The organism is Burkholderia sp. MSMB617WGS, from assembly GCF_001532025.2.
Classification (GTDB): domain Bacteria; phylum Pseudomonadota; class Gammaproteobacteria; order Burkholderiales; family Burkholderiaceae; genus Burkholderia; species Burkholderia savannae.
Genome location: NZ_CP013458.1, coordinates 161,010 through 185,154 on the forward strand (window position 1 = coordinate 161,010; position 24,145 = coordinate 185,154).

16 protein-coding genes and 1 pseudogene are annotated in these 24,145 nt (G+C 59.4%); 3 read left to right on the forward strand and 14 right to left on the reverse strand.

From position 1 onward, the window contains the following. Positions 1 to 17 precede the first annotated feature (17 nt). The 5 genes from tssG to WT60_RS20785 are packed head-to-tail and all read right to left on the reverse strand — an operon-like array spanning position 18 to position 5,272. The gene (tssG, locus tag WT60_RS20765; RefSeq protein WP_038746270.1) at positions 18 to 1,067 is read right to left on the reverse strand and encodes a type VI secretion system baseplate subunit TssG; all 1,050 of its coding nucleotides are present in this window, start codon (positions 1,065 to 1,067) and stop codon (positions 18 to 20) included. After that, on the reverse strand, positions 1,064 to 2,944 hold the full coding sequence (gene tssF / locus WT60_RS20770) for a type VI secretion system baseplate subunit TssF (protein ID WP_038745884.1): 1,881 nt from the start codon (positions 2,942 to 2,944) through the stop codon (positions 1,064 to 1,066). The genes tssG and tssF overlap by 4 nt, the downstream gene beginning before the upstream one ends. Position 2,945: 1 nt before the next feature. Then, a complete protein-coding gene (gene tssE, locus WT60_RS20775) occupies positions 2,946 to 3,464 on the reverse strand; it encodes a type VI secretion system baseplate subunit TssE (RefSeq protein WP_038745886.1) in 519 nt (172 codons plus the stop codon). Then, positions 3,451 to 4,257, reverse strand: coding sequence for a type VI secretion system accessory protein TagJ (locus tag WT60_RS20780; protein WP_059576841.1), 807 nt, complete (start codon positions 4,255 to 4,257; stop codon positions 3,451 to 3,453). The genes tssE and WT60_RS20780 overlap by 14 nt, the downstream gene beginning before the upstream one ends. Before the next feature lie 19 nt (positions 4,258 to 4,276). Further along, on the reverse strand, positions 4,277 to 5,272 hold the full coding sequence (locus tag WT60_RS20785) for a TagK domain-containing protein (RefSeq protein WP_186448662.1): 996 nt from the start codon (positions 5,270 to 5,272) through the stop codon (positions 4,277 to 4,279). Between the two features lie 555 nt (positions 5,273 to 5,827). Between WT60_RS20785 and tssH the strand changes: the two genes are divergently transcribed. Next, positions 5,828 to 8,494, forward strand: coding sequence for a type VI secretion system ATPase TssH (tssH, locus tag WT60_RS20790; RefSeq protein ID WP_060356167.1), 2,667 nt, complete (start codon positions 5,828 to 5,830; stop codon positions 8,492 to 8,494). Positions 8,495 to 8,894: 400 nt separating this feature from the next. On the opposite strand, the gene WT60_RS20795 is transcribed toward tssH, so the two are convergent. Both WT60_RS20795 and WT60_RS20800 read right to left on the reverse strand, forming a co-directional pair. After that, positions 8,895 to 11,939, reverse strand: a complete 3,045-nt coding sequence (locus WT60_RS20795; protein WP_038745894.1) for an ATP-binding protein — start codon at positions 11,937 to 11,939, stop codon at positions 8,895 to 8,897. A gap of 708 nt (positions 11,940 to 12,647) precedes the next feature. Next, on the reverse strand, positions 12,648 to 12,869 hold the full coding sequence (locus tag WT60_RS20800; protein WP_226377267.1) for a hypothetical protein: 222 nt from the start codon (positions 12,867 to 12,869) through the stop codon (positions 12,648 to 12,650). 299 nt (positions 12,870 to 13,168) lie between these two features. On the opposite strand from WT60_RS20800, the gene WT60_RS33855 reads away from it, so the two are divergent. Beyond that, positions 13,169 to 13,390, forward strand: coding sequence for a hypothetical protein (locus WT60_RS33855; RefSeq protein WP_145986841.1), 222 nt, complete (start codon positions 13,169 to 13,171; stop codon positions 13,388 to 13,390). 71 nt (positions 13,391 to 13,461) lie between these two features. On the opposite strand, the gene WT60_RS20810 is transcribed toward WT60_RS33855, so the two are convergent. From WT60_RS20810 to WT60_RS20835, 6 genes and pseudogenes are all read right to left on the reverse strand, one after another. Then, the gene (locus WT60_RS20810) at positions 13,462 to 14,124 is read right to left on the reverse strand and encodes a response regulator transcription factor (RefSeq protein WP_038745896.1); all 663 of its coding nucleotides are present in this window, start codon (positions 14,122 to 14,124) and stop codon (positions 13,462 to 13,464) included. Between the two features lie 537 nt (positions 14,125 to 14,661). Further along, entirely contained in the window at positions 14,662 to 17,046 is a 2,385-nt protein-coding gene (locus WT60_RS20815) for a fimbria/pilus outer membrane usher protein (protein ID WP_060356166.1), read from the reverse strand. 359 nt (positions 17,047 to 17,405) lie between these two features. Then, entirely contained in the window at positions 17,406 to 18,071 is a 666-nt protein-coding gene (locus WT60_RS20820) for a fimbria/pilus chaperone family protein (protein WP_226383165.1), read from the reverse strand. Between the two features lie 665 nt (positions 18,072 to 18,736). After that, positions 18,737 to 19,396, reverse strand: coding sequence for a DUF1120 domain-containing protein (locus WT60_RS20825; protein WP_082717459.1), 660 nt, complete (start codon positions 19,394 to 19,396; stop codon positions 18,737 to 18,739). Between the two features lie 257 nt (positions 19,397 to 19,653). Next, positions 19,654 to 20,028: pseudogene (locus WT60_RS35285) on the reverse strand (transposase); the annotation flags it as partial. Positions 20,029 to 20,158: 130 nt separating this feature from the next. Continuing rightward, a complete protein-coding gene (locus WT60_RS20835) occupies positions 20,159 to 20,815 on the reverse strand; it encodes a DUF1120 domain-containing protein (RefSeq protein WP_038745904.1) in 657 nt (218 codons plus the stop codon). A 1,147-nt stretch (positions 20,816 to 21,962) separates the two neighbouring features. On the opposite strand from WT60_RS20835, the gene WT60_RS20840 reads away from it, so the two are divergent. After that, a complete protein-coding gene (locus WT60_RS20840) occupies positions 21,963 to 22,658 on the forward strand; it encodes a response regulator transcription factor (protein WP_038745906.1) in 696 nt (231 codons plus the stop codon). 504 nt (positions 22,659 to 23,162) lie between these two features. Here the strand turns inward: WT60_RS20840 and WT60_RS20845 are convergent. Then, positions 23,163 to 23,456 (reverse strand): H-NS histone family protein, encoded by a 294-nt coding sequence (locus tag WT60_RS20845; protein WP_038745908.1) that lies wholly within the window; start codon positions 23,454 to 23,456, stop codon positions 23,163 to 23,165. Positions 23,457 to 24,145 lie beyond the last annotated feature (689 nt).

Below are 24,145 nucleotides of genomic sequence, written 5' to 3' on the forward strand. Positions count from 1 at the left end.
GAGGAGCAATCTCCAGATCAGGAACAGTATTTTTCCGGCTCGAACACCATGCCCACGACCGGCTTGCCGTCCCTCGATTCGCCGAGCCAGGTCGAATAGCCGAGACGGTGCGTGGTGTCCGTGCGTGCGGGCGGTGCGGCGCGCGGCTTGACGAGCAGCTTGATCTCCCAGTCGTATTCGTGGCCGATGAAGGCGCGCACCCAATCGACCAGGGTAGGCAGATCGTTGCCGTGCGGCGTCAGGCGAAGATATTGGTCGAGATCGAGCGGACCGATGACCAGCCGGAACTTGTGCTGACAATCGGGAACCATGTCGCCGAGCAGCGCGCCCTCGCCCATGACGGTCGATGCGGCGCGCGCGCCAAGCAGGCAACGCTCAGGCTCCGCAATCCGGATCCAGTGGAAGACGTACTCGTCGACGACGATCGGCACGCCGAAGTAATGCGACAGCGTAGCGGCCACTCCGTCCGGATTGCGCGCCTCGCGGACGAGATGCGCGCATGCGGCGTATCGCGCGTGCGTGGGCGGGTGCGTGCGCGCGGCTTCTTCGGGATCGGTGCCCATCAGGCTGCCGATATAGAACGAGAACGTTTCGCGCTCGGCGCGATCGAGCGATACGGTTGCTTGTGACGACGCCCACGCGCGATAGAACAACGCGAGCGCGCGGTGGTGAAAGAGATTGGAGAAATGCGCGATCGCGTGATCCTGATAGCTCTCGGCGCGGTTGTACGCGAGCTCGGTCATGTGAAGCGGCAACGGCCCTTGCGGCCCCCACAGGCCGAGACCGAACAGCTGAATGTCGAGACGACCGCGCTGCACGTCGAGCGATGCGATCTCGCGCGGCGCGAAGGCCATCGACGGACGTTGTCCGATGCGAAACGGCTCTTCCCTCGGAAGACACGCGGTTCCGGGCAGAGGCATTCGCGCATCGCGCGCGGCGATTGCGCGCAACAGGCTCAGGAAGCCGGCGCGCCACGGCGCTTGCGGATCGAACCATGCCCGCAGTGCATCCGGATGCAGCGGCGAGCGGGCGTCGACGGGCTGGGTGGCGGGCGGCTGAGCCGTCATACCGCGCCCCTTCCGCCCATTCGCGGTTTCCATCGCGTGACAAGACCACGTTGCATCGAGCGAAGCTCAGTCTCAGTGAAAACATTGATCGAGACGTGGCGCGTGAGGTACTGCTCGAGCACGAGACCGAACAGGTATGGGCTCAACCCCGAGAAGCCGCTTTCGTCGACGGTCAGTTCGCATCGGACGCCGCGCCCGTAAACCAGTAATCCGTGACCGGGCAGACGCCGGACGACCGGCTCCGTGCGCGCGCCGACCAGACTGTCGATCTGCGTGGCCTGCTCGCGTTCGCTCGTGCCGACGAAGAGGCGCAACATGTTGCGCAACGCTTGCCCGCCGTCGCGGTGGTCGAGCTCGGCAAGCGGCATGTAGTTGAAGCTGAGCTGGCGAATCAGGCGCCATGCGGTTTCACCTGTCGCGTATGGCTCGCGCGGCGCGCTCGGCGGGTGAACCAGGCTCACGCCTTCGATCGGTACGGAGTCTTGCATCGTCAGATCGTTGACGCCATTGCGCGGGATCAATCGGGGAAGGTCGCGGTTGGTGACCCATGCGTCGACGGACAGGTAACGAATGTCGTCGGCGTACGGCGCTTCGGCTTGGTCGACGAGCGACACGTAGACTTCCGTTCCGACGTATGGCGTGCGCGTTCCATACTTGCGCGCGTTGGTCGACGTCGTTCTGGGTTCGCGCAGAATCGAGAAATACCGGCCGTAATTGCCGATGTCGCTATGCAGCGTCTGATAGAGCGGATTGAAGGTGACTTCCGTCGACGTTTCGGCTTTTTGCCCGAACACGCGCGATACCGAGAACACTTCATAATCGAGCGGGCGGGTGCGGTCCGGTATCAGGTGGAAAGCCGTTTGGGCGCGATTGATTTCCACACGGTCGGTTCGCTTCGGGAACAGATTGACGATGGGTGCGCAGAATAGGAGAAAGCGCGCGGCCTCGACGTGCGTGACGAGCTCGTCAGGCAAGCGATCGAGCAACAGCACGATTTCGGCTTCCTTTCCGTCGACGCGCGACAAGCCGGCGTTCAATTGCGTCAGCGCGAAGAAATAGAAGCGCTGACGGCAGGTGAAGTATTCGTGCAGCAGATTGTGCCCATGGAACGTGTTCCATACGAGCGGCAACAAGCTTTGATCGGGCGACAAGCCCTCGAAATCGACCGCGTTCTTCGCAACGACGACGCCTTCGCCGCGCGCGGCGCCCTGCGCGCGCACGACCGACGCGACGCTGCTCGCGTGAATCAATTCAAAGAGATGGGAGGCGATGCGTTCGTCGCCGCCGATATACAGCGAGAGGCGATCGAGTCCCGTAATTTGCGAAAACTTGATTTCGCCGACGGTGCGCACGCGCAGCCGGAGCGCGCCGCGCAGCCTCGTGTGCGGCAGCAGGCTGCGCTGAAGATCGGGAAGATCGGGCGGCACGGCGGTCAGCGTCGCGCCGGCGATCTCGATAGGCCAGAGCGTGATGTCCTGGCCGGTGCGGAATTCGCATGCGGTCTGCTCGCCGGGCGGGATCGACGAGCGCAGCATGCTGTGACGCGGAACCTTGAACCCCTTGCTGAAATCGCCCTCCCGCAAGCTTGGACGCAGGCGCGCGACAGCCATCGACGGCGTCGGCGCAACGTAATTCGGATAGGTGACTTCGAGCAGGCGTTGCGTGAAGCGAGGAAACTCGGCCTCGAGCTTGAGTTGCGTGCGTGCGGACATGAAGCAGAACGCCTCGATGAGTCGTTCCACGTATGGGTCCGCCACTTCGATGCCTTGCATGCCGAGCCGGCGTGCGATCTTCGGGTGTTGCGCCGCGAATTCCGCGGACAACTCCCGCATGTAGGTCAATTCGCGGTTGTAATGATCGAGAAACTGCGGGTCCATATCATTTTCCGTTGAGCGTGGTCTTGTCGAGCGTGACTCGATTCGACTCGAGGTCGAATGTGCTCTGGATGCGCAACTCCAGCGGATACGGCGACCATTGCACGAGCGCGCTGATTTCGAACGTCAATTTGTTGTAGCTGGCACCCTGTCGCGCTGCGAGCGGCCTGATCGCCAGGGAGTCCGCGATGAGGCGCGGCTCGAAATGGACGATCGCTGCGCGCACGAGGCGATCGATCGCTTCCCGGTTCCGGTCGTGCAGGTAGCTGCCCGACAACGGCGGCACGCCGTAGTTGACGACAGACGCCGAAACGAGCGGATAGCGGCCGGCATCCACCTCGTCGTCCAGATTGCTCGTGTTGAGCAACAGGCTCAGATCTCGCTGGACGATGCGACGCATTTCGTCGGCGCTCGGCGCATAGGCGTCGGGCGATTCGCTGAAGGAATGCGGCGCGTCGTCTTGCAGCCGGTCGAGCAGCGAGGGAAGGTATGCGGCCCGATGCCGTCCTTCAGGATGCCGCATCGTCGCCTTCGCCCGTGAAGCGGCATCCGCCGATCTGGAGCATGCCCCAGTCGCCCTGGTCGGTGGTCCACGTTCTTTGTCCGAGAGCGACGACGTTGGTGATGCCGATGTCGCTCCAGGTCGTCTCGCTGGCCAGACGGATTGCGGTCGTGCCGCTTTCCGATCCCGGATAGCGGGTCGGCGCATAGCCGCGGAGAACCGTGGCATCGAGCATGAGTGCCGTGACCGGACGCCAGACCAGGTCGGTCAGCGTACCGGCGGGCGCAAACGTGATCGACTTCAGCTGTTCGAACGGAATCCACCGATAGCCGCCCGCAACCGCTATTTCGAAGATCGGACCGAGACGCGAGTCGCTGTCGGTCAGCCATGCGAAGCGGCCCATTTCGGCGCTTTCCCCGCAGGTGACGGGTGCGGAATCGAACGCGGCCTCGCGCAGCGCATCGGCGGCTGCGACGTCGCCTGCGCCGAGCTTCGCATTGGCTTCGAGGAGCGTATCGACCCAGGCGGGCTGCGCGTCGATGAACCCCGGCGTTCGCTTGCCCGCAAACACGTCGGCCCGGAACATTTCGCATCGGATCAAGCCGCGATGCAGTTGCGCACGCGCCTCGCCCTGCGGTTCGAGTTGAGCCCAGGTCTGCAGTTGCTTGAGCGCGCGATCCCATGCGCCGTCGATGCAAAGCAACTGAAACAATAGCCAGCGTTCCCGCGTGTCGGATGGCTGCTTTCGGACCGCTTCGACGGTACGCGCCTTGATTTCTTCGAAAGACCGGGTACGCAGCGCGTCGTGCAGCAATTCGTCGTGCAGATCGGAGTTATGCGGAGATTCGGATCGATTCGTCATGCGGTTCTTCCTGTTGGATGTCCGTTTCGGCGGTCAGCGTCGGAAAGTGACTGTCCACGCTCATCAAGTGATGCTCGTGCCTGGCAAGCAGCGCCGCTTGCGGGAAATGTGCTTTCTTCCTTCGTAGTGGCGCGAGCAGGAGCAGCACGTCGTGTCGCTTTTCTTCGGCAAACAACTCTTCGGCGCGAAACGGATTCATCTCGTCCAGCACGTAGTCGATGTTTTGCCGATTGCCCAGCAGATCGCCCAGCAACGATCCCTGGCGGTAGCGGCCCGGCGCGTCCAGAAATGGGTCGTCGGGAACGGGGGCGGCAATGTGGGGACGCTCGATCGACTTGAGCTCATGGGCGTATGAGCGCTCGTGATGGATCAGCGCGTGCCGGTATTCAGCCAGCAAATGCGCCAAAGGATCGATGTCCGTCGAATCGAGCGCGGGCGGCGCCGGGTCGCTGAGCGCTTCTTCGTCGAGAATGACAAGCGGCGCGGCGCCGCCCGCCGATGCGCGGCCATACGGATGTGGCGCTACGGGCAAATTGGCCAATTCCGCGAGATCCGCGAAATGCGCCGGTTCGCTTCGCGGCAACGCGTTGCCGAGCGCAATCAGATCGACGGGCGGCGGCTGGGACGCAGGCTGCTCGCTCGAGCGTGCGCCGCCTTGAATGGTCAATTCGGCGGCGGCGACGGCGATGACGTCGCCATGCTCGAGATGCCGGCCGGCACCGGAAGCGACGGCCTCGCCATTGACGCGACAATCGACTTGAGCGCAATGGTTTTCCATCCGGAGCGAGCCATCGGGATCGGCTGCGAATACGATGCTGTCGTTCAGGATGCCGATGCATGCATCCGACGCGGCGAATCGGTTCGTCTGCACGAAATAGGCGCAGCCGGCTGCGCCAATCGCATGTTGCTGCAAAGGCGAGACATCGCGCCCGTCGTGGCGTGCGAGCGTGACGAGAGGCGTCGATATATCCGATTCTTCGTGATGCGCAAAAGCGTGTCGCGAGCGATCCGATTCCAGTGGTGAGCCGTTTTTCGACATGACGATTGAGCGGCGGGCGCGAGCTGCCCGATTGGCGGCTTGTCGGCGCGCATCCGATTCATGCGGGATGCGCGGTCCTGGGTATCAAGCGAGACACGACGATCTTATCGTGGGTCGAATTTTCAACATATGAGAATAGTTCTAAAAGCGGGTGATTATCGAGATTGCATTTGCCCGGACGTTGCATACGTTTGAAAAGGAGCGAAGCATGCGCGGCGCGAGATCGCGCTGCTGAAGTCCGGATGCTTGTGACGGGCGGTCACCGCGGGCCTCGCGCCGGCACCGGCGCATCTGTTGCCATGACTTCAATGAGTGAGAAGAAGCTCGAGATTTAATACTCGTCTCATTGAGCTTCATCGTCTGTCGCGATTAATGTCGTGCCTTTCCCGGCGAGTGCGCTTGCACGAGACGGAACCGGAAGCGGGACGCGATTTTCCGGTTTTGCATGCAGGCTTCGCATATTCACGAATTCACGATCGAGACATGACAGTTTCAAGACAGGCACTTTTCGGCAAGCTCGGCCATTCGCTATTTCGCAGCATCGAGTCGGCGACGGCGTTCTGCAAGCTTCGCGGCAACCCCTACGTCGAACTGGTGCATTGGCTGCATCAGATTCTTCAGGCCGCTGACGGCGATATTCAGCGAATCGCTCGTCACTGCGACATCGACATCGGCGCACTGGATCGCGACATGGTGCGCGCGCTCGATGAGTTGCCGGCGGGCGCGAGCTCGATTAGCGATTTCTCGCACCATATCGAGGCGGCGATCGAGCGCGCGTGGGTGCTGGCGACGCTGGACTTCGGTGATCGCCGGATTCGAGGCGCGTGGCTGCTGGCCGCCTTGTTGAAAACGCCGGAGTTGAGGCGCGTGCTGTTATCGATTTCGCCGACGTTCGGCAAGATTCGTGTGGACGATCTCGACGCGATGCTGCCTGCGTGGATCGACGGTTCGCCGGAAGCGAGCGAGACGCCGTACGACAACAGCGATTTCGGCGCGGTGGCCCCTGGCGAGGCGTCAGGCGCGCTGCAGCAGAAGGGAGCCGGTTCCCCGCTCGAGCAGTATTGCATGGACCTCACCGCGCGGGCGCGAGCGGGGCAGATCGATCCCGTTGTCGGCCGCGAGCTGGAGATTCGAACGATGATCGACGTTCTGTTGCGCCGCCGCCAGAACAACCCGCTGCTGACAGGCGAGGCGGGCGTGGGCAAGACGGCCGTCGTCGAAGGGCTCGCGCGCGCGATCGCCGATGGCGATGTGCCGCCGAAGCTAGCCGATGTGCGTCTGCTGAGTCTCGATGTGGGCGCGCTTCTGGCAGGCGCGAGCATGAAGGGAGAATTCGAGGCGCGCCTGAAGGGCGTGCTGGAAGCGGCAACGAAGGCGACGCAGCCCGTCATTTTGTTCGTCGACGAGATTCACACTTTGATTGGCGCGGGCGGTCAGGCGGGCACCGGAGACGCCGCGAACCTGCTCAAGCCCGCGCTAGCACGCGGCACGCTTCGAACGATCGGCGCGACGACGTGGGCGGAATACAAGCGGCATATCGAAAAAGATCCGGCGCTTACGCGCCGCTTCCAGGTATTGCAGGTTCCCGAGCCCGATGAGGCTGCTGCGGTCGACATGGTTCGAGGACTGACGCGAACCTTCTCGCGTCATCACGGCGTTGTCGTGCTGGACGAGGCGATTCGCGCGGCGGTCAAGCTGTCGCATCGCTACATTCCGTCCCGTCAGTTGCCGGACAAGGCGATCAGCTTGCTCGATACGGCATGCGCGCGCGTCGCGCTGTCGCAACATGCGCCGCCGCGCGAGCTGCAGGACGTCCGTGGAAGATTGGAAGCGGCGAGGGTGCGGCTCGAATTGCTCGACGGCGAGCAGCGCATCGGCATTGGCGACGAGATCGCGCTCGCAGCGTCTCGCGAGGAAATCGCCGCGCTCGAAGTGCGAGAGCAAGCGATCGATGCTTGCTGGCGGCAGCAGATCGGCGCGGCTCAGGCTCTGCTCAGCGCACGCGAAGCGGCGGGCAACGATGCGGACCGGCCGATCGACACGCTGCGCGAGCTGGAGCGGGCGCTCTCGAATTTGCAGGGCGATTCCGTGTTCGTTTTCCCCGAGGTCAACGAAGCGATCGTCGCAGAGATCATGTCCGACTGGACCGGCATTCCGGTCGGCCGGATGGTGACGGACGAAGTGTCCGCGGTGCGTGCGTTGCCCGATACGCTCGCTGCCCGCGTGATTGGTCAGCCGGATGCGCTGCATCAGATTTGCGATCGGGTGCAGACGGCGCGCGCCGGATTGACGGACCCGAAGAAGCCGCTCGGCGTGTTTCTGCTCGCGGGGCCGTCGGGCGTCGGCAAGACGGAGACGGCGCTGGCGCTGGCCGAGGCGCTGTACGGCGGCGAGCAGAATCTCATCACGATCAACATGAGCGAATATCAGGAGGCGCATACGGTATCGGGGCTGAAGGGGGCGCCGCCGGGTTACGTCGGATATGGCGAGGGCGGCGCGCTGACCGAGGCCGTGCGCCGGCGTCCCTATTCGGTCGTTCTCCTCGACGAAATCGAGAAGGCGCATCCGGACGTGCACGAGATGTTCTTCCAGGTGTTCGACAAGGGCTACATGGAGGACGGCGACGGCCGATATATCGACTTCCGCAACACGACGATTCTCCTCACCAGCAACGCGGGTTCCGAACTCTTGGCCGGACTGTGCTCGGACGAGGCTTGCGTTCCCGATGCGGACGCGCTCTGCGCCGCACTCGCTCCGGAATTGCTCAAGACGTTTCCCGCCGCCTTTCTGGGCCGCGTGACGCTGGTGCCCTACCGTCCGCTTGCACAGGAGACGCTATCGCGCATCGTCAGGCTGCATCTCGATCGCGTAGTGGTGCGAATGGTCGAGAATCAGGCGGTCCGCCTGACTTACTCGGACAACGTCGTCGATTACATCGTCGATCGTTGCCTCGTGCAAGAAACGGGTGCTCGCTTGCTGATCGGCTTCATCGAGCAACATGTGTTGCCGCTGCTCGCCAAGCACTGGCTGGATTCGCTGTCGTCCAAGCGCGTGCTGGCGAGCATCGATCTCGGAATCACCGATCCCGGTGCGGTTCCTGCGGAAGCGTTTGCCGTGCACGCGCTTCACGGCGACGCGCAAGATCGGTAGATCGGTAGATCGGCGCGGCACACGCCGAGCGAGATGCTCGGCGTTAGGTTGCAAGCACTTGCTTCGTCGAACGAATCGAACCCGGAGAAAAAATGACGGGTTGGCGGGGCTGCCAACCCGTGTCTCACCGCTGACGATTCATTGCCCAAGCTGCGCCGTCGATGCGGGGAGCGGTGCGACAGGACGTGTACGCGGCGGGTTGCACGGCTAGCATGTCGAGGGCGTTCGCGCGCAATCTTGTCGGCAGCGGTGTCGTGCGTTCAGCCGGTCGTTTTCGGTGTCGCGCGCAATGAAATCGAACGTCGGCGCCGCGCGCTCCGGGTCGATCGCGGGTCGATCATGCTCGCGCGGTGCGTGCCGGTTGCGGCCGGCGTGGCGCATATGCGGGGCAACCATCGTCCTACAAGCGCTCCAACGCATCCAAGAGCAAGGATTCCAGCGTTCGCCACGCCGCGCGCAGCGTGTCCAGATCCTCGATTTCTGCGATCTCCTCGGCGGCGGAACAGCGGGCGATGAGAAAGCGGTTTCCGGTCAGCGCGAACCCTCCCTTGATCGAGTGAAGTTGCTCTCGGACCGTTTTGAAATCGCGCGATGCGAGCGCTTGACCGATCTTGTCGATGGACTGCAACGTTGCGGTGCGCAAGGCCGCCGCGACCGCCGGCGGCAATGTGCGCATCCGCAGCTCGGCGTTGACCGGAGCGGACGCGGTGTCGGCGCGGATTTCCGCTACCGCCGTGCGCGCGGCGTGCCGTTGCAGCACCTTGTCCAGGGTGTTCAAGGACAAAGGCTTCAGGACGATTTCCGCGATGCCGACTTTCTTCGACCGCTGATAATCTTCGGCGGTCGCGTGAGCGGTCATCGCGATGATCGGAACGTCGGCGCGCATCTTGTTGGCGAACATCGCGAATCCGAAGCCGTCGAGCTCGGGCATGCCGAGATCGGTCAACACGGCGTCGTACTGATGCTCGCTGAACGCGCGCAAAGCGTCGCGTCCGTTTTCGACCACGTCCACCCGATGGTCGAGCGCCTCGAGCTGATCGCGCAATAGCGCGCGATTGGCCGGATGGTCCTCGGCGACCAGGACGTGCAGCGACGCGCGAGCGTGCGTTGACGCATTGCGGCGCGGCGCGGTCGGCATATTCGGCATGGCCGCCGCTTGACGGGCCTCGTGCAAGGGCAGAATCACCGTGGCCGTGGTGCCGAACTCCGGCAGGCTATCGATTTCGATCGAGCCGCCCATGATCGTTGCAAGTCGCTGGCATAGCGGCAATCCGAGGCCCGACCCGCCGAAGCGACGATGAATCGACGCATCGGCCTGCGTATAAACGTCGAACAACGTTGCGATGCGGTCCGGCTGGATTCCGATGCCGGTGTCGCTGACCCAGATCTCGATGGCGGAATTGCCCGGCCCGGCCTTCGCACGATGGACATCGATGGAAATATGTCCGCTATCCGTGAATTTGATCGCATTCCCGATCAAATTCGACAGTATCTGGCGGATGCGCGTCGGGTCGCCGGAGTAGTAGTTCGCGACGCCCTCGCCGACGCTCGAAAGCAGTTCAAGGCCCTTCGACTCGGCGAGCGGCGCATATGCGTCGACGATATCCTGCAGGAGCGCGTGGATATCGAACGGAATGTTCTCGAGCGTCATCTGGCCGGATTCGACCTTGGAAAGATCGAGTATGTCGTTGATGATGTGCAGCAAGGCGTTCGAGCACGATTCAACCACCTGAAGGCGCTCGCTCTGCTGCATGGAAAGCTGCGACCTGCGCAGCAATTCCAGATTGCCGATGATCGCATTGAGCGGCGTTCTGATTTCGTGGCTCATCGTGGCCAGGAACGTGGACTTGGCCTTGTTCGCCTGGTCGGCCGCGATGCGTGCTTCCTCCAGCTTCAGCTCGCTTTCTTTGCGCAGGGAGATGTCCAGCAGCGTGCAGAGCTGAACGTTCGCGCCGCGATAACGGGCGGCGACGACATTGGCTTGCAGGTAGATCGGATTGATTTCGTCGCGCTCGATGGCGAGATCGTGTTGCAGCAGCGCGCCGTCCTCGCTGTCGGGGCGGCCGGTCGCGTATCGATAGGCCTTCCAGAGCCGAATGTGCAGCGGTTCGCCGCTCGTGCGCGCCGAAAGTTCGAGCATCGCGTTGTTCTGCAGCAGAACGCTGCCGTCCTGGGCGGAAAGCAGGCCGAGCCCGACGGGCGCGGTGCGCAGGATCGTACGATTGAGCACTTCGCTTTCCAGCAGTCGCTGGGCGCGGCGGTAATTGGGAACGAGGCCTTTGCGATCGAACTGGATCGCGAAGAGCCACAGCATGCCGATGATGCCGGCTACGAGCCCTGTCATGAGCGCGAAGCGGGGCATCATTGCGGCCGCGATCGTCTTCCACGAATAGGCGTGGACGAGCACCCAGTCGGTGCCGGGCAACTGATCGCTGGTCACGAACATGCCGTCTTGGTAACGTTCGACGAGACCGTCGAATCCATCGCCGAGCGACCGGATGCTCAACGCGGAATCCGTCACGCCGCCGTTTGCGCCGGACTGGTTCGACGAACCGATGATGACGTTGCCTTTGCGATCGACGATGGTGAACGTGCTGCCGGCCGACGCGTCGTTCAGGTTGCTGTAAAACATGTCGAGCGGCAGGCTGCGCACATAGATTGCGAATAGTTTCCCGGTCGCGTCGATGGCTGGCTGGACGATGCGGATCATGGACTTGCCGGTGAGCGGATCGGGGTGCGGCGGCAGCCAGACGGTGCGTCGATCCGCGCGCAGCGGGATGATGGCGCTTGCGTCGCGAAGATAGCGGATGTCGCGCATCGCGTCGCCTATCACCATGGACGCCGAATGCGATTCCAGAAATGCTTCGGGTGACTGATCTTCGCGGGACCACAGAAGCGAGAGGTAGGTGCCGTCGGGCGAGAACGAGTAGCCTTCGACCCGGTCGTCCGGCAGCGGCGATTGACCGTCTCCCATCAGCAGTTGCGTTTCCAGGAGCGCGAGGTACGGCGCAAACGTGCTCGCCGGGCGATCCGGCGCCGGTATGCCGAGGGCGAGCGCAGCCGGCGCGCCTTGCGGCGTGTACAGGACGGCATGGCCTTGGTGCGCGTCGAAGCTCGAGAGCAATTCCGGCGACGGTTCGATGTGTCTGTTCCACAGGCCTTCGGCATGCATCACCGCACGCATGAGCGCCGTACGTCGAATTTGTAATTTTATTGTAAGTTTAGATTGCTGGATCAGAAATTCGTAGCGTGCGTTCGACACGTAGTCCATCGCCTCCATTCGGATCGCGAGCAGCAGGCAAAACAGGATGAAAACAGATACTCCGAGCGCGCCGCCATAGGTGAGTAGACGTTGATACGTCAGCATCTTTCGCGGGTCGAACAGCGCTTTGCGGTGACTCAGCTTGAATGGCTGGATCAGCAGTTTCTTCAGTTTTCCTGGCATATCGAGGCGTTGACTTGGGCGTGCGAGACGAGATCGGGAATGCGGATACTCGATTGAGATTTTTTGCGAATATTCCGTTCGCTAGCGTTCCCGGATAAACAATAGAATCTCTCCGTATACTATTCCCTTTCACGGCATCGATCTTTTGTAATTCGTATTTCCGAAATGAAAGAAATTTGAAATATTCGGCGGTCGACGCGAGAAATGACGAAAGAGCAAAAGTATGATGAATAGGCTGCTGTGATGCCTGCCGTGATGGCGAGGCTACTCGGCGTGTCGAATTTTATGAGCTGATGCCGACCGGCGCTCTCCTGCCTTTCGAGCTGTCTGGCCAGCGATCGAGTCTCACGCAGGCAACGCGGCGCAAAGATCCGGCGGGCGCGTGGAGCGTTCGCCGAAGCGTGTCGTTCGGCGGGGAGGCTATGCGGAGGCGGGATGATCCGTCGGTCGGCTTTGCTCGAATGGCGGCGGCCACGCAACGGTCCGTCGCGCTCGGTGTTGCGCGTTCGCGTCCCCTGGAGCCTTCATGGGAGGTCGGTGCCGGCATGGATTATCGCGCAAACCCCTGAAATTCGGCCGACGTTCTCGACGCGTTCATGTTACGTCGCTCGGGCCGGATTTGGATTGCTCGACCATTCGCGTGCTACCGGCATCGTTGACGTAAAGCGCGAGCCGCATATTTCGCCGCAAGTGCGACGAGGACGAAATTCAGCATTTGGCGCTGCCGGCGCGCAACACCGTTCCGGTTTTGACAATCTCCTTCCATTCGGCCTGCGCCTTGCGTCGCGCGGAAGGTGAGAGGAATATGAAATTGTTGAGAAGCACCAGGAATTCTCGCCTCTCCTCCTCCGGTAGAGCTGAAAAATCGAGCATTATGGATGCAACCTTTTGTGAGTTTGACATCGGATAGACCTCGGAAGATTGACTCAATCAGCTCCGGTCGAGGTGCGTTGGCGTGCGCAAATGATTGGTTATGATTCGAGTTTTGTCGAATGGAATCGGGTTGGGCACGACCGGGCATGGTGTGAATCGATCGAGTTGAATGATCGAAATATACGGACCCGATATCCGAGGGTGTATTGGACAAAACAAAAAATGAGTGTGAAGTGAGGCGTATTTGTATTAATCTCATGCGCGTGCGAGGCCATGTAAGTCGAGCGCGGCGAGAAAGCGGCCGGAATTTGATTTCTATTGAGAGGCCGCGGCCAATCACGACGTGTTGTCGATCGATGACGACGGCATCGGTCATTCGTCGTCGGCATTCCGAAGATCGCAAATTGATGACCATGCGGATGGCGGGCATGGCTGTGCAAGGGCGCGAAGTGTGTCGTGAGTTGTCCGATATCCGGCTCCTCGCAGGAATTCGATGCAATGCCGAAGAAGAAAAGCACGGCGCTGTCGAGGCCGAAGTTCGAACGAGCGACGAAGACATGCAACGCGCGCTACCGTGATTTTGCGGCGGCGAACGCTCATGAGCGACGTCAGCGAACGTCATAAGGCCGTTCATCACGACAGCAACCGATCAATGACTGGTCGTGTCTTCGACCAGTTTCACCTTCAGCGCATATTTGAGAAGATCGATGTCGCTGTTGAGGCCAAGCTTTCGCATGGCATTGGCTTTTTGAGAGCTGATGGTTTGTTTGCTTCGCTTCAGGCGGTTGGCAATTTCGTTGACCGACAAGCCGGACGTGAACAGGCGCACGACTTCCATTTCCCTCGGCGATAACGGAACGCTTCCGTCCGGCGACTTGCCATGACCGCTGTTGACGATCGTCTCCATGGTCGGAGAAAGGTAGGAACCCTTCGCATAGCTGGCGTGAATTGCTGCAATGATGTGTCCGACCTCGTCCGATTTGCTGAGAACCGTGGAAATGCCGTGTGAAATCAGATTGTGGATGATCGCGGGGTTGCTGATCATCGTGAGCGCAATCAAGCGGGTGCTCGGATATCGCCTTTGGATATACGAGAACAGAGAAATGCCGTCTCCGAAGTTGTCGTCCGGCATGTTGTAATCCGAAATGACAACATCGCAAGGATATTCATTGAGCGCAGACAGCAGTTCAGTGGAATTTCGGCAGGCGCTCACCACTTCTATCGAGCTGACAGGAGCCAGCGCGTGAAGCAGGCCGGTCAGTACAGCGGGATGGTCATCCGCGATGATGACCTTGATGGAAAAAACAGTCATCTTGATTTTAAGTTACATGGTTTGCGAAGTTTTGTGAAAGCGCGTGACATTTTTGAGATTGGCTGAAATTCCATCTCGATATTGGGCTTTTTCTATCGATCTTTATCAATTCGATAATTTGAGATTCATTTGACATTGGCGGCTCGGGTGTTGAAAATTCATGTCGAAAATCGTAAGGCGAAGCCCGAAAATAGGCGCATCGCGGTTTGATGCGCTGGATATGGAGCTTCAATAAAATCACACTTCGAAGCCGATGGGATCATCGTCATCGATGATTAATCGACGTGTAAGATGCAGATTAAATTACAAATGCCGGCAGTGCCATCGGACATGTATTAAAGGGTTGAATTTGTCAATATTTTACAAATTCAATCGCGGGAAGAGTTGTGGATCTCGTTTTGTTCATGAAGGTGAAGATGGATTGTGCAATTCTGCCTGTGAAGGATATGCGAATTAAGAAGGCGCATACTTGGCATGTGCGCCTTGGCGTCGGGTAGCGTGACGCGCGATGCGAGGCTGGTTGCGGACGATCGCTGATCAGCCGCATGATCCTTCGGCTTCTTCATAAGGTTGATCCGGATCGAACAGTTCGGGCGCGTCATAAGTAACGCGGCATTCGCTTCGGTTGACGCCTGACAACCTGATCGGCTTGCCGATGTCGTCATCGGATAGGATGAAATTTCCGTCTCCGACGATCGTGCCGAGGAATTGCCCTTGCTCGTCGAGCACGGTGGTGCCGACCGGTGCGGTGGCCCCTGTCGAATCTCGTATCGTCAACATGAGTTGTCGCGTTTCGGTTGCGTTGATCGTGCGTGTGAGCACGCTTCCTCGTCTGAGTCCGATGTCTACGGTCGTCGTGTCTAGGCGCACATTCATGGGGAGGCTTTGCGTATCGAGCCGAAGCTGGGCTTTCGTGTAGGGCGTCACTGAAGGAATGATCGCGGTGCCGAGCGGATTGGTGATGGAGGTGCCGCCGGGAGCGCTGATTCGCAGCCCCTTCTGGTTTGGAACCGATACGATGGCGAACGTATCTCCGATTCGACTGGAGGCCGTTCCGAATAGTCCGTTGGCGTATGCGATGCCTCCACTTACGGACACGTAAGTAGACCGTGAATTGGTCGTGCTCTGAGCGACGCCTGCACCGATCTGAGCAAGACCGGTGTTCATGCTGAAGGATGCGTTCGCGGTCTGGCCGTTCTTGTCGCCCGATGCGCCAATGGAATAGGAGCCGTTTCGTCCCAGCCGATTGCTGTAGGACGTGCCGAACGTGAGATCGCCGCGCTGCGACCGGGCGCTTCGTGCGCTCAAGGAGCCGCCGCCAAGCGGAATCGACACGTTGGCGTATACGCTGCTGCCGTATTTGGGGCTGATTTGTGCGGCAAGGCTGACGTTCGCACGGCCGATCTTGCGGCCGATGCTCAGCGTGTGAGACAGGGTGCTCGAAGCGCCGAAGAAACTGTTGTACGAAAGTCCATACGTAAAACTGCCCCAGCGAGGATGCGCCCAGTTTACCGACGCGTTCGCCGAATGCTTGGTTTGGCCCGCTCCGGTGGCGTCGCGAAGCGATCCGAGTGCAACATCGGGCGTGGTATAGCGATTCGAGCGCGAAAGCCACGAGGCGGACGCGAACACGTTCCCTCCGATCCGGGTCGAGCCTTGCAACTCGAATTGATATCCTTGACCCACGCCGGCGGCTCGTGAATAGCGCACTCCACTTGCAAGCCATGCCCCGGATTCCACCGAGAGTGTTCCTTGGGCGCTCGCATGAACATAGCCGGGGGCGGCAAGCGCGGCGGTCGACACGCGAAGATTGTTGGACGCCGAGAAGGAGACTTCGCCCGTGGCGAAGATCGCGGGCGTGCGCCTTCCGTCGGAATGGCCCGCGTCCTGATAGCGGCCGATGGCTGCCTGCCAGGTCATCGGCTGCTTCGCGTCGGCATAGCTCATGCCGACGGGCATCTCGAAGCGTCGCTTTCGCCCGTCCTGTTCGGTGATTTCGATCTGGAGATCGGCGTTCTGCGCGACGTTGCCGATGTCTGACAGCATGAACGGCCCAGGCGGGACGATCGTGCGATAGACGACACGGCCGCGCTGACGTACTTCGACGGTCGCGTTGCTTTCCGCGATGCCCTGAATGGGAACAGTCAGTTGTCCTCCGCTTTGCAGGCTGTCCGAACCGATTTGAACGCCGAGCATCGGCAGGCCGCCCAGGCTTTCGCCTGCGGAAGTGAACTGGCCGATCTGCGCGATGGCGCCCCACGCGTCGACGGTACGCGCGAGGTAGGTGTCCTGCAATTGATACGAGAATCCATTGCTGGAATTTGTCAGCGATCCGCGATTGCGGAAAGACCAGTTTCCGATATTGAAGCCGGGCTCAATTCGCGCCTGAAAGTAATGACTGTTGCCGAAACGGGTATCGAAGCGCTGCGCGAAGACATCGTAATTCAGCAACATCGCCTTACCGCCGGAGTGCAGTCCGTCGTCGCGCCGCTTCGGATCGAACGCTTTCTCCGGCACGGTCATGTCGATTCGGAACTGCCCCGGATGGAGTTTCATGTGAAATTCCGGCCACATTTGCTCGGGGTCGACGCAACCGGCCAGGTCGGACGGTTTACGCAATCGCAGCGTGCCCAACAGTGCGGCGTCGAAGCACGGATCGCCGTCGTCATCAAATTGAACGTTCGTCGTGTAAGTCTGATGGGCGTTGAGTGCGATCGTGACTTCCTGTCTGCCGGGGAGAAAGCGCGAATCGCCGCTGAAGAATTTTGCGATGTCGGCGGAATAGCCTCGCGCGATCAGCGTTTGTGTGTCGAATTCAACAGCCGCGCTGGACGAAGGCGACGAGACGGCGAGCGCGTCGCTGCTTCCCCATCCAATGAAGAGGAGCAAGCTAAGCGACAGGATCGACCGTCTTGCGTGCACAACGTATCTCCCGGCAGCGGTGCTGTTTGAGTTGGCGAGGGAAGGGGGCCGCGTTGATTCGCAAGCCCTCTACAGGTGAAAGGCGCAACTGGCCGTGCGCGCCGGACGGAAATGGCGCGAGCCGCATCGACACATGAGCCGCGTGCGTGGCGGCGATGCGGGCGCAGGGTCAATGGCCGGCATCGCTCGAACAAGAGCGTTCGTTCCGCGACGAGCGCGCGGGTGGCCATTAATGTGAATGATCGTCGCGTCGCGAGGCGAAATCGCCCGGCGGCGCGAATGCAGCGGACTGGGGCGAGAGACGAGAGTTGGCTGGTTGACGTCGGCGAGGTGATGTTGCCGACTTTCGCTCCGCCAAATTAACGCTGGACCGGCATCGTGACTGCGGGCAATACGAGGCCGTAGCGGCTGAGCGGAACGATCTCGATTTTGTCGGCGGCATCGTCTATTTCAACAGTTCGAGACTCGCCAGGCATCAGGTAGGCATGCGGGAGCGCGACCGTCTTGTTCGCGGGCAACAGCTTGACGCTTGGCGCGAGGCGGATCACGTGCGTGCTCGGATTGCTGAGCGTCAAATGTCGATCCGCAAGGCTGAGCTTCAAGTTATCCCAAGGGGTTTTGGAAACGGGAACCGCGCCGGCTTGAACCAAAAAGCCGATTTCCTGGCGTACCGGCATCACGAGCGAGCCGCGGCCGGTTTGCGATACCCCTTCGAACGATGCCTTGAGCATGTACTCGTGCTCGAGTTTGGCCCCCTTCTTGAGCGAAAAGTTGATCTGCTGACTTTGGCCGGGATCGATGCGTGCGATTGGCGGCGCAATCAGAATGCGTTGACTGAGTTTGTCTTCGCCAAGATCTTCGAGCTTGCTGACGAGCAGCATGGGGCTTTCGCCGTCGTTTTTGACGTTGAAGGCGACGCGTTGATCCGTTTCGTTGAAGATGATGGTTGGGCTCTCTAGGGTAAAAGTAGCTGCTTGGGTCTTCAGGCAGAATGCTGAAAAAATGAGGAGCAAGAGTGTTTTCATGAGAGTAATTCGAGAATTGAGAAAGTGGGGCATGAGATTGGTTTTTAAGAAATATCAAATATTGATAAATAATGTAGACGTGATGCTATGCCGTTGTTTCGATATGTGGAATGTTATCTTTTGTGCCGCGGGTAAGGGATGGGACGAGTCTTGTTGTTCGGTAGGACAAGTACTACGTTGTTAAATGCATGTATAAGATGGGATGGGGATGGTGAGGCGACTGAATTTTGAAGATATTCAGGCATGGCTAACGCATGGCCGCGTGATCGTTGCGTGATGAGATGTAGCTGTTGTTACGGAAGGTGCGAGATGAAATCGAATGACATTAGGCCAGATGACATCTTTGATGTGGTATATCTCGATCGATGTCTCGACTTGGAAGCTGCCGCGTGATCATGGTATGAGGGGAAGCGTCATAAACCATTTATTTTCTGAATCGCCAAGGTCCGGCTTACGCAGTGCTATTGAAAATGAGTAAAAGCGCCGCCTCGTGAGCGACGCCAATATGAGAGCGAGCAGTCATGCACTTCTGATTGTGAGGGCGACTGCCTGGTTATGATGCAATGATTTCTTATGCTTTACGGGTTGCGTCATTGGGGAAATTTGGCATCATGTTTATTTTGAGTAATATCCTGCTGGGTGTTGTGGGAGGTTATAAATATTTTTTAAATGCCAAATGCGAACGTGAGCGTTATGGAACCGTCCAGATCGACTGTATCAGTAAGTGCGCCATTCATCGATCCGCTGCCGGCCAACGTCGGCGTGACCACCAGATCGGCTGTAAATGTTTGGCCGGTTGCCTGCTTTGCACTGCTCCCCTGGCCAGTTGACCAGCCGTGTCTGTTTTGGCCACTTGGATTTTGGAGATACACGTCGCTGCTCCCCATCATGCCTCCACCGTTTGGCCAGGCTGAGAATACGGTAGAGTTTTTCCCGTCCACGGTGCCGTTCTCCATCAATACTGTGTAGTAGCCAAGCTTTCCATCTGAATTGACCTTTCCTAAACCGAAGTTGCTTGGATTTGCTTCGGAGGTTGAATCGGAACGATTATCCGTCACAGTGAAATTCAAAAATGTCGTGGCATCGCATTTTACGACCCAAGTTTTTGTCATTGAGGAAAGTGTGGTCTTTTCATTTCCAGGTTTGATGAGCGTCGATGGAAGGTGACCAAAGTCGTAAACTCCTTCTCCTGGAGAGCCAATGATGCAACTTGGAACGTCTATTTTTCCTTTGACGGATAGATCGATCGTCGGCTTGTCGGCATGTGCGCTCGTCATGAGGGAAAATGTAGACGCGGCCGATAATGTAAGAAGGATTGCTTTCATATTTAAACGTGATTGGAATTTGCAAAAATTTCTGTGTGATGTATTTGTATCAAGGAAATTAGGGGCGTTGTGATGCAGGGATGTGGGGATTAAGCTGATGCGTGGCTGTCGTTAAGGAAGGTATGTGCGGATCATTTTCCGAGTGTCGGGCATCTCGTTCCGCCCGCTGATTATCAAGGTTAGAGGCGCTCGCAAATGCTCGACCGTCCAGCCGGCGGTGAATATGCCAAAGTGCCCGGTAGCGACCCATGCACCTTCTATGCTTTACGTATAGCCTTTCGCGCCATCCATCGGTTGCCCAGTGCAAACAAGGTGGTGATTTCGGCAATGTTCTTCGTCAGGCCGCGGTATCGCGTCGTTGTATGGCAGAACTGGCGCTTCGAGACTCGAAGCAAATGCTCGGCCCTGGCATGGATGCCGGCTTTCGGGCGCTCGATCTGGTCGGACATCGCATCCAGGCGGTCGCTGGAGACCAATTACCTGCGCCCGCCGGGCCTCATCGCGATGTGCCGGCGCAACAAGCAGCGTTCGCGGCGCTTCTCGATGCTCGGACATCCGGCATCGGCGTACACGGCCGTCTCTTCGCCATGCACTGGCGCCTCGGCTACGTTGATGTCGTGAACGTTGGTTGCGCCATTTCCGTCGCCGGCGCATTTGCCTTGGGTAACTTGCTGACATCCACGAAGCGTTCTACAACTCGGCTGCTGCGTGATCTGCTGAAACACCTTGCAGCGCACTCAGCAGCCTTTATGAAACAGCCTCTTAGAGGCCGAACGCGAAAGTCAGCGTTGCGGAGCCGTCCAGATCGACTGCGTCCTTCAGCGCGCCACCCATCGTTTCGGTGCCGGCGAGAACCGCTTCGACCACCATGTTCGCGGTGAAAGTCGTTCCGGCCATCTGCGATGCGGCGCTTTCGCTTGCCCACCCGTGCGTGTAGTTGGCGAGCTTGTTCAGTTTTTGAGACGCTGCGATAACGCCCGTACCACCGAGAGACGTGTTCGGCGTTGCATACACTCGTGCCTTTTGGCCATCGACCTGCGCATCTTGCATCGTCACCGTGTAGTAGCCCAATTTGCCGTTGTCGTTGACCGTACCCAGGCCAAATGCGGTGTTGTCCGTCGAACTCGACGAAGCGCTGCGATTGTCCGTCACTTTGAAGCTCATATACGTTTTGGCATCGCAGTTCACGGTCCACGCCTTTTCCATCTTGGTAAGCGCCGTAGTCGCCGTACCGCTCTTGATCAGCGTCGGCGAAATTTTCCCGTAGTCGTATACGCCATTGTCGGCCGCGGCGACGGTACAGGCCGGCACGTCAATCGTGCCCTTGACGATAAGGTCTTGAGCCGGTGCTGCAGCATGAGCTGCCGTCGTGCCGAGCATGGCGATGGACAGCGCGAGAAGAGAGGTTTTCAGTTTCATGGATTCGAGTTCCCAAGTAGAAAAAAGCCCGGAGGCCGGCATATTCCCGATAAACCAGACGGTCGTTGCGGAAATCCGTGACTGAGATGCTAATCAACGAGGTTTGTCCTAACACTGGGACAGGTCCTGTTTTGGATCGAACTCGTCCTAACCCGCGGGCGCGCAACACCGCGAAAAATACCTGTGGACACGAGCCGCGCGTCCGGTGCGCGGTTGGCAGCCTGGCGCCACGCGCAGGAATGCCGCCGAGGCGACTGTACGGAGTGCAGAGCGAGCGGAGAGGATCGCAGCGGCAGCCGCCATGCGGCATGAACGCAGCTTTTGCCGGTGCGGGATTGCAGTGCATGCCGTCCGGGATTGTCGTTTGGATGCTTGTCGCACAAGCGTTGCAAGAAGGAGGCGATAGGCAGGGCAATGCATGCGCGTGAGAGCGTCGTACCGTCGAACATCGCTCGCTTTGCGATCCCGTCGCTTAGTTCGAGCGTGGACGCCGTACTCAACTCACGGGCCCCGTAAATCGAAAGAGCGCTTCGAAGGCGTGCCAAAAGCGTCTGTACGGTCGCCGCGCGCCGATGGAAATTATTATGTGACCCTTAATGTGGGTGTGACTCACGCTATAGGGGGCGATTCCGGAGCGTGATTTCGGTCGGGTAATTTCGGAATGGATGCGTCGATACACGATCCTGGTGGGCTGTATCCGGATGCTGTTTGGACGTGGCTCGCAGCCGTGTGCGCCTCTTGTGCATAGTGCAGCAGGACGATCGGTCAATTCGACTGTTCTTGCGCGGCGCCACATCGAGCTTAATCAATTCGACGAGACAGGTAAAACTTACGCGGCGCGCAGTAATTGTTAAATATTGTTTGTAATGAAATTGCCGAGTGTTTTGTAATTATAATGTAAACATGTAGGCAGTAGGCCGCTAGATTCATGTTGTCGTGAATTGAAAATTATAAAGTGCATCAACTTATTGAGTTTTCAATGAAGTGGTGAGCGAAGATTGTTTGCCGCGCGCCACGTTGCTTGTCTAGCGGCAAAAATGGAGATCGACGTTATATAAACCCTATTCGTTCTGAACAGTTGATCGATTGATTCGGGATCGAATGAGGCGCGTGGTCGATATGACGTTGATACAAATTTGGGGGTGAAATGAAAATCGATTTGATTGTCGCTGACGACCATCCCGCACTGATAGCCGGAATAGAGCATGCGCTGAGCAGATCCAGTGCGATCAGAGTCGCAGGCACGGCAAGCAATTCCACTGAATTGGTCGATCTGCTCGCGTGCGAGCGATGCGACATCCTGATTACCGATTACGCCATGCCTGGCGGCAGCCACGGTGACGGCCTTGGGCTGCTTTCGTTCCTGAGGCGCCATTACCCCGATTTGAAGATCATCGTATTCACGGCGATCGACAATCCCGCGCTCATCGCGTCGATGGCACGGCTGGGCGTGCGTGCGATCGTGAACAAGATGGACCATATCGACAACCTGATTGCGTCGGTCCAGGCCGTCTACGCGGGAGCAACGTACATTCCGGCGGACGTCGATGCATTCGTGTCGTCGCGAATTGCCGACGACGGGCAAGCGCTGTCGATCGAGCGGCAGCTCTCGGCCCGGGAATTGGAAATCGTGCGTCTTTACGTATCCGGGCTTTCCGTCAACGAAATCGCTGCCTATCTTCATCGCAGCAAGCAAGCGGTCAGCACGCAAAAGATGAATGCGATGCGAAAGCTTGGCATCGAACGCGATGCGAGCCTGTTCCGCTTTGCGTATGAAACCGGCCTCATGGCGGCCGGCGTGCCGTCCGGCGCTCCGGTCGGGGTGCAGGCGGCGGCGTATTGATTGCCGCTTCGCCGCGACGCCGGATCGTTCCGCTCGTCACGCTATTCTCATGCGGCAGGCGTCCTGTTTCGCACAACGACACGCGGAGCTCGCGGTCGCGACGCAACATGCGCGGTTCGGGTAAGCAAAGCGCTATCGGGCAACGAATCGCTTAATGCGCCGGCGCTTGCATGGAGCAGCCATGTTGCGCCTTGCGCTGCGAGCCGTGCGCGAATGCGTGCGCGGCAACATGACAGGCCCGCGATCACCGGCACCCGCTCAACCGGAAGGCGGTTTCCGTCGCCTCGTCACGTATCGCCGCGTGCCTCTTTTTTCGACGGCTGCAATGCTGGCCGACGCTCGGCTTGGCCGGATGCCGAACTGCCCGGAGAGCGGCAGCCGGATCGGCGCGCGACTCCGGCCGAATCTCCGGTGGAATCTCCGACCGAATTCGCCGAGCGACGCAATCGCGCCTTTGTGCCGGCCATCACGCTCGACGGCACCGCGCGGTTCGGCGCCGCGATTTCATCCCAAATGATCGTTGTCCTGGTGGCTCGACAATTCGAAAACCTTCCTGTCCTTTCCGCGTATCCATGCCGGTTCTCGCCCGAGCCCGGTCCACGTCGAGCCGCTGACCGGGTCGTAGTACTTGGGTTCGCGCTTCTTCTTCGAAGAAAATACTTCTTGAGGCGTAAAGCCGAATTCCGCGACGCATTCGCGAATCTCCTGGAGCACTTTGGCTGAAATCGCCTTGCGTTCCCGGTCCAGGGATGCCTGAAGCGATTTGACGTGTTGTTTGTACTCTTGATAACTGTTCATGCCTGAATTATTTCGATCGAATACGATATTCGATTGGTGAGGTATGCCGTTGAATAAACTCGATATTGTTGGATGGTAATTTAAAGATTGATCATTTGTAATGGGACAAGTATGGATTAAGGGCGCTTTAAATCGCGATTGCCGAAATTCAATCGCCGGCCTCCGTCCTTCCTCGGGCGTCGCGCAATGGCGATGATGTTCGTGGTGCGGCCGGCAGCGGGAACGCCGAGCTGATTCCGGCCGGCCGCGGCCACTTGCCGAAAATGCCGCGACGAGGCGCAAGCGGCTTGGAGGCTCCGCGATGTGCGGATCGTGGGCGGCGCGGGCCGCGATAGCGGTCATTGGCCGTCGGAGGTCGCTGAGGGGAAGCGTCGCGGTGATTGAACGAACGGCACGAGAAGCGGGGCACGTGTGCGCCGTCCACCGTCGACGCCGACGCAATGGCTGCGCCGCGCGCAAAAGCAGCGCCGCCGACGCTCGAGACTTTCGGCATGGAGCAACGCGTCGTCCATTCCGATGAACGGAGAAGCGGAGAAGCGGAGAAGCGGAAAAGCGGAAAAGCGGAAAAGCGGAAGACCGGACCAGAGGACGAGCGATTCGCGCACACCGCGGGCAACGCCGGCGCGCACAGAGGCGGATGGGCAGATCGCCCCGCATGTACATTTGCACCATAAATCTCGCCTGAATGT

Excerpts from the sequence above, each read along its gene's own strand:
- WT60_RS20845 (WP_038745908.1), bottom strand. The coding sequence starts at position 23,456 with ATGAACAGTTATCAAGAGTACAAACAACACGTCAAATCGCTTCAGGCA.
- WT60_RS20840 (WP_038745906.1), top strand. The coding sequence starts at position 21,963 with ATGAAAATCGATTTGATTGTCGCTGACGACCATCCCGCACTGATAGCC.
- tssG (WP_038746270.1), bottom strand. The coding sequence starts at position 1,067 with ATGACGGCTCAGCCGCCCGCCACCCAGCCCGTCGACGCCCGCTCGCCG.
- tssE (WP_038745886.1), bottom strand. The coding sequence starts at position 3,464 with ATGCGGCATCCTGAAGGACGGCATCGGGCCGCATACCTTCCCTCGCTG.
- WT60_RS20795 (WP_038745894.1), bottom strand. The coding sequence starts at position 11,939 with ATGCCAGGAAAACTGAAGAAACTGCTGATCCAGCCATTCAAGCTGAGT.
- WT60_RS20825 (WP_082717459.1), bottom strand. The coding sequence starts at position 19,396 with ATGAAAGCAATCCTTCTTACATTATCGGCCGCGTCTACATTTTCCCTC.
- WT60_RS33855 (WP_145986841.1), top strand. The coding sequence starts at position 13,169 with ATGACGACGGCATCGGTCATTCGTCGTCGGCATTCCGAAGATCGCAAA.
- WT60_RS20820 (WP_226383165.1), bottom strand. The coding sequence starts at position 18,071 with ATGAAAACACTCTTGCTCCTCATTTTTTCAGCATTCTGCCTGAAGACC.
- WT60_RS20835 (WP_038745904.1), bottom strand. The coding sequence starts at position 20,815 with ATGAAACTGAAAACCTCTCTTCTCGCGCTGTCCATCGCCATGCTCGGC.
- WT60_RS20810 (WP_038745896.1), bottom strand. The coding sequence starts at position 14,124 with ATGACTGTTTTTTCCATCAAGGTCATCATCGCGGATGACCATCCCGCT.
- tssF (WP_038745884.1), bottom strand. The coding sequence starts at position 2,944 with ATGGACCCGCAGTTTCTCGATCATTACAACCGCGAATTGACCTACATG.
- tssH (WP_060356167.1), top strand. The coding sequence starts at position 5,828 with ATGACAGTTTCAAGACAGGCACTTTTCGGCAAGCTCGGCCATTCGCTA.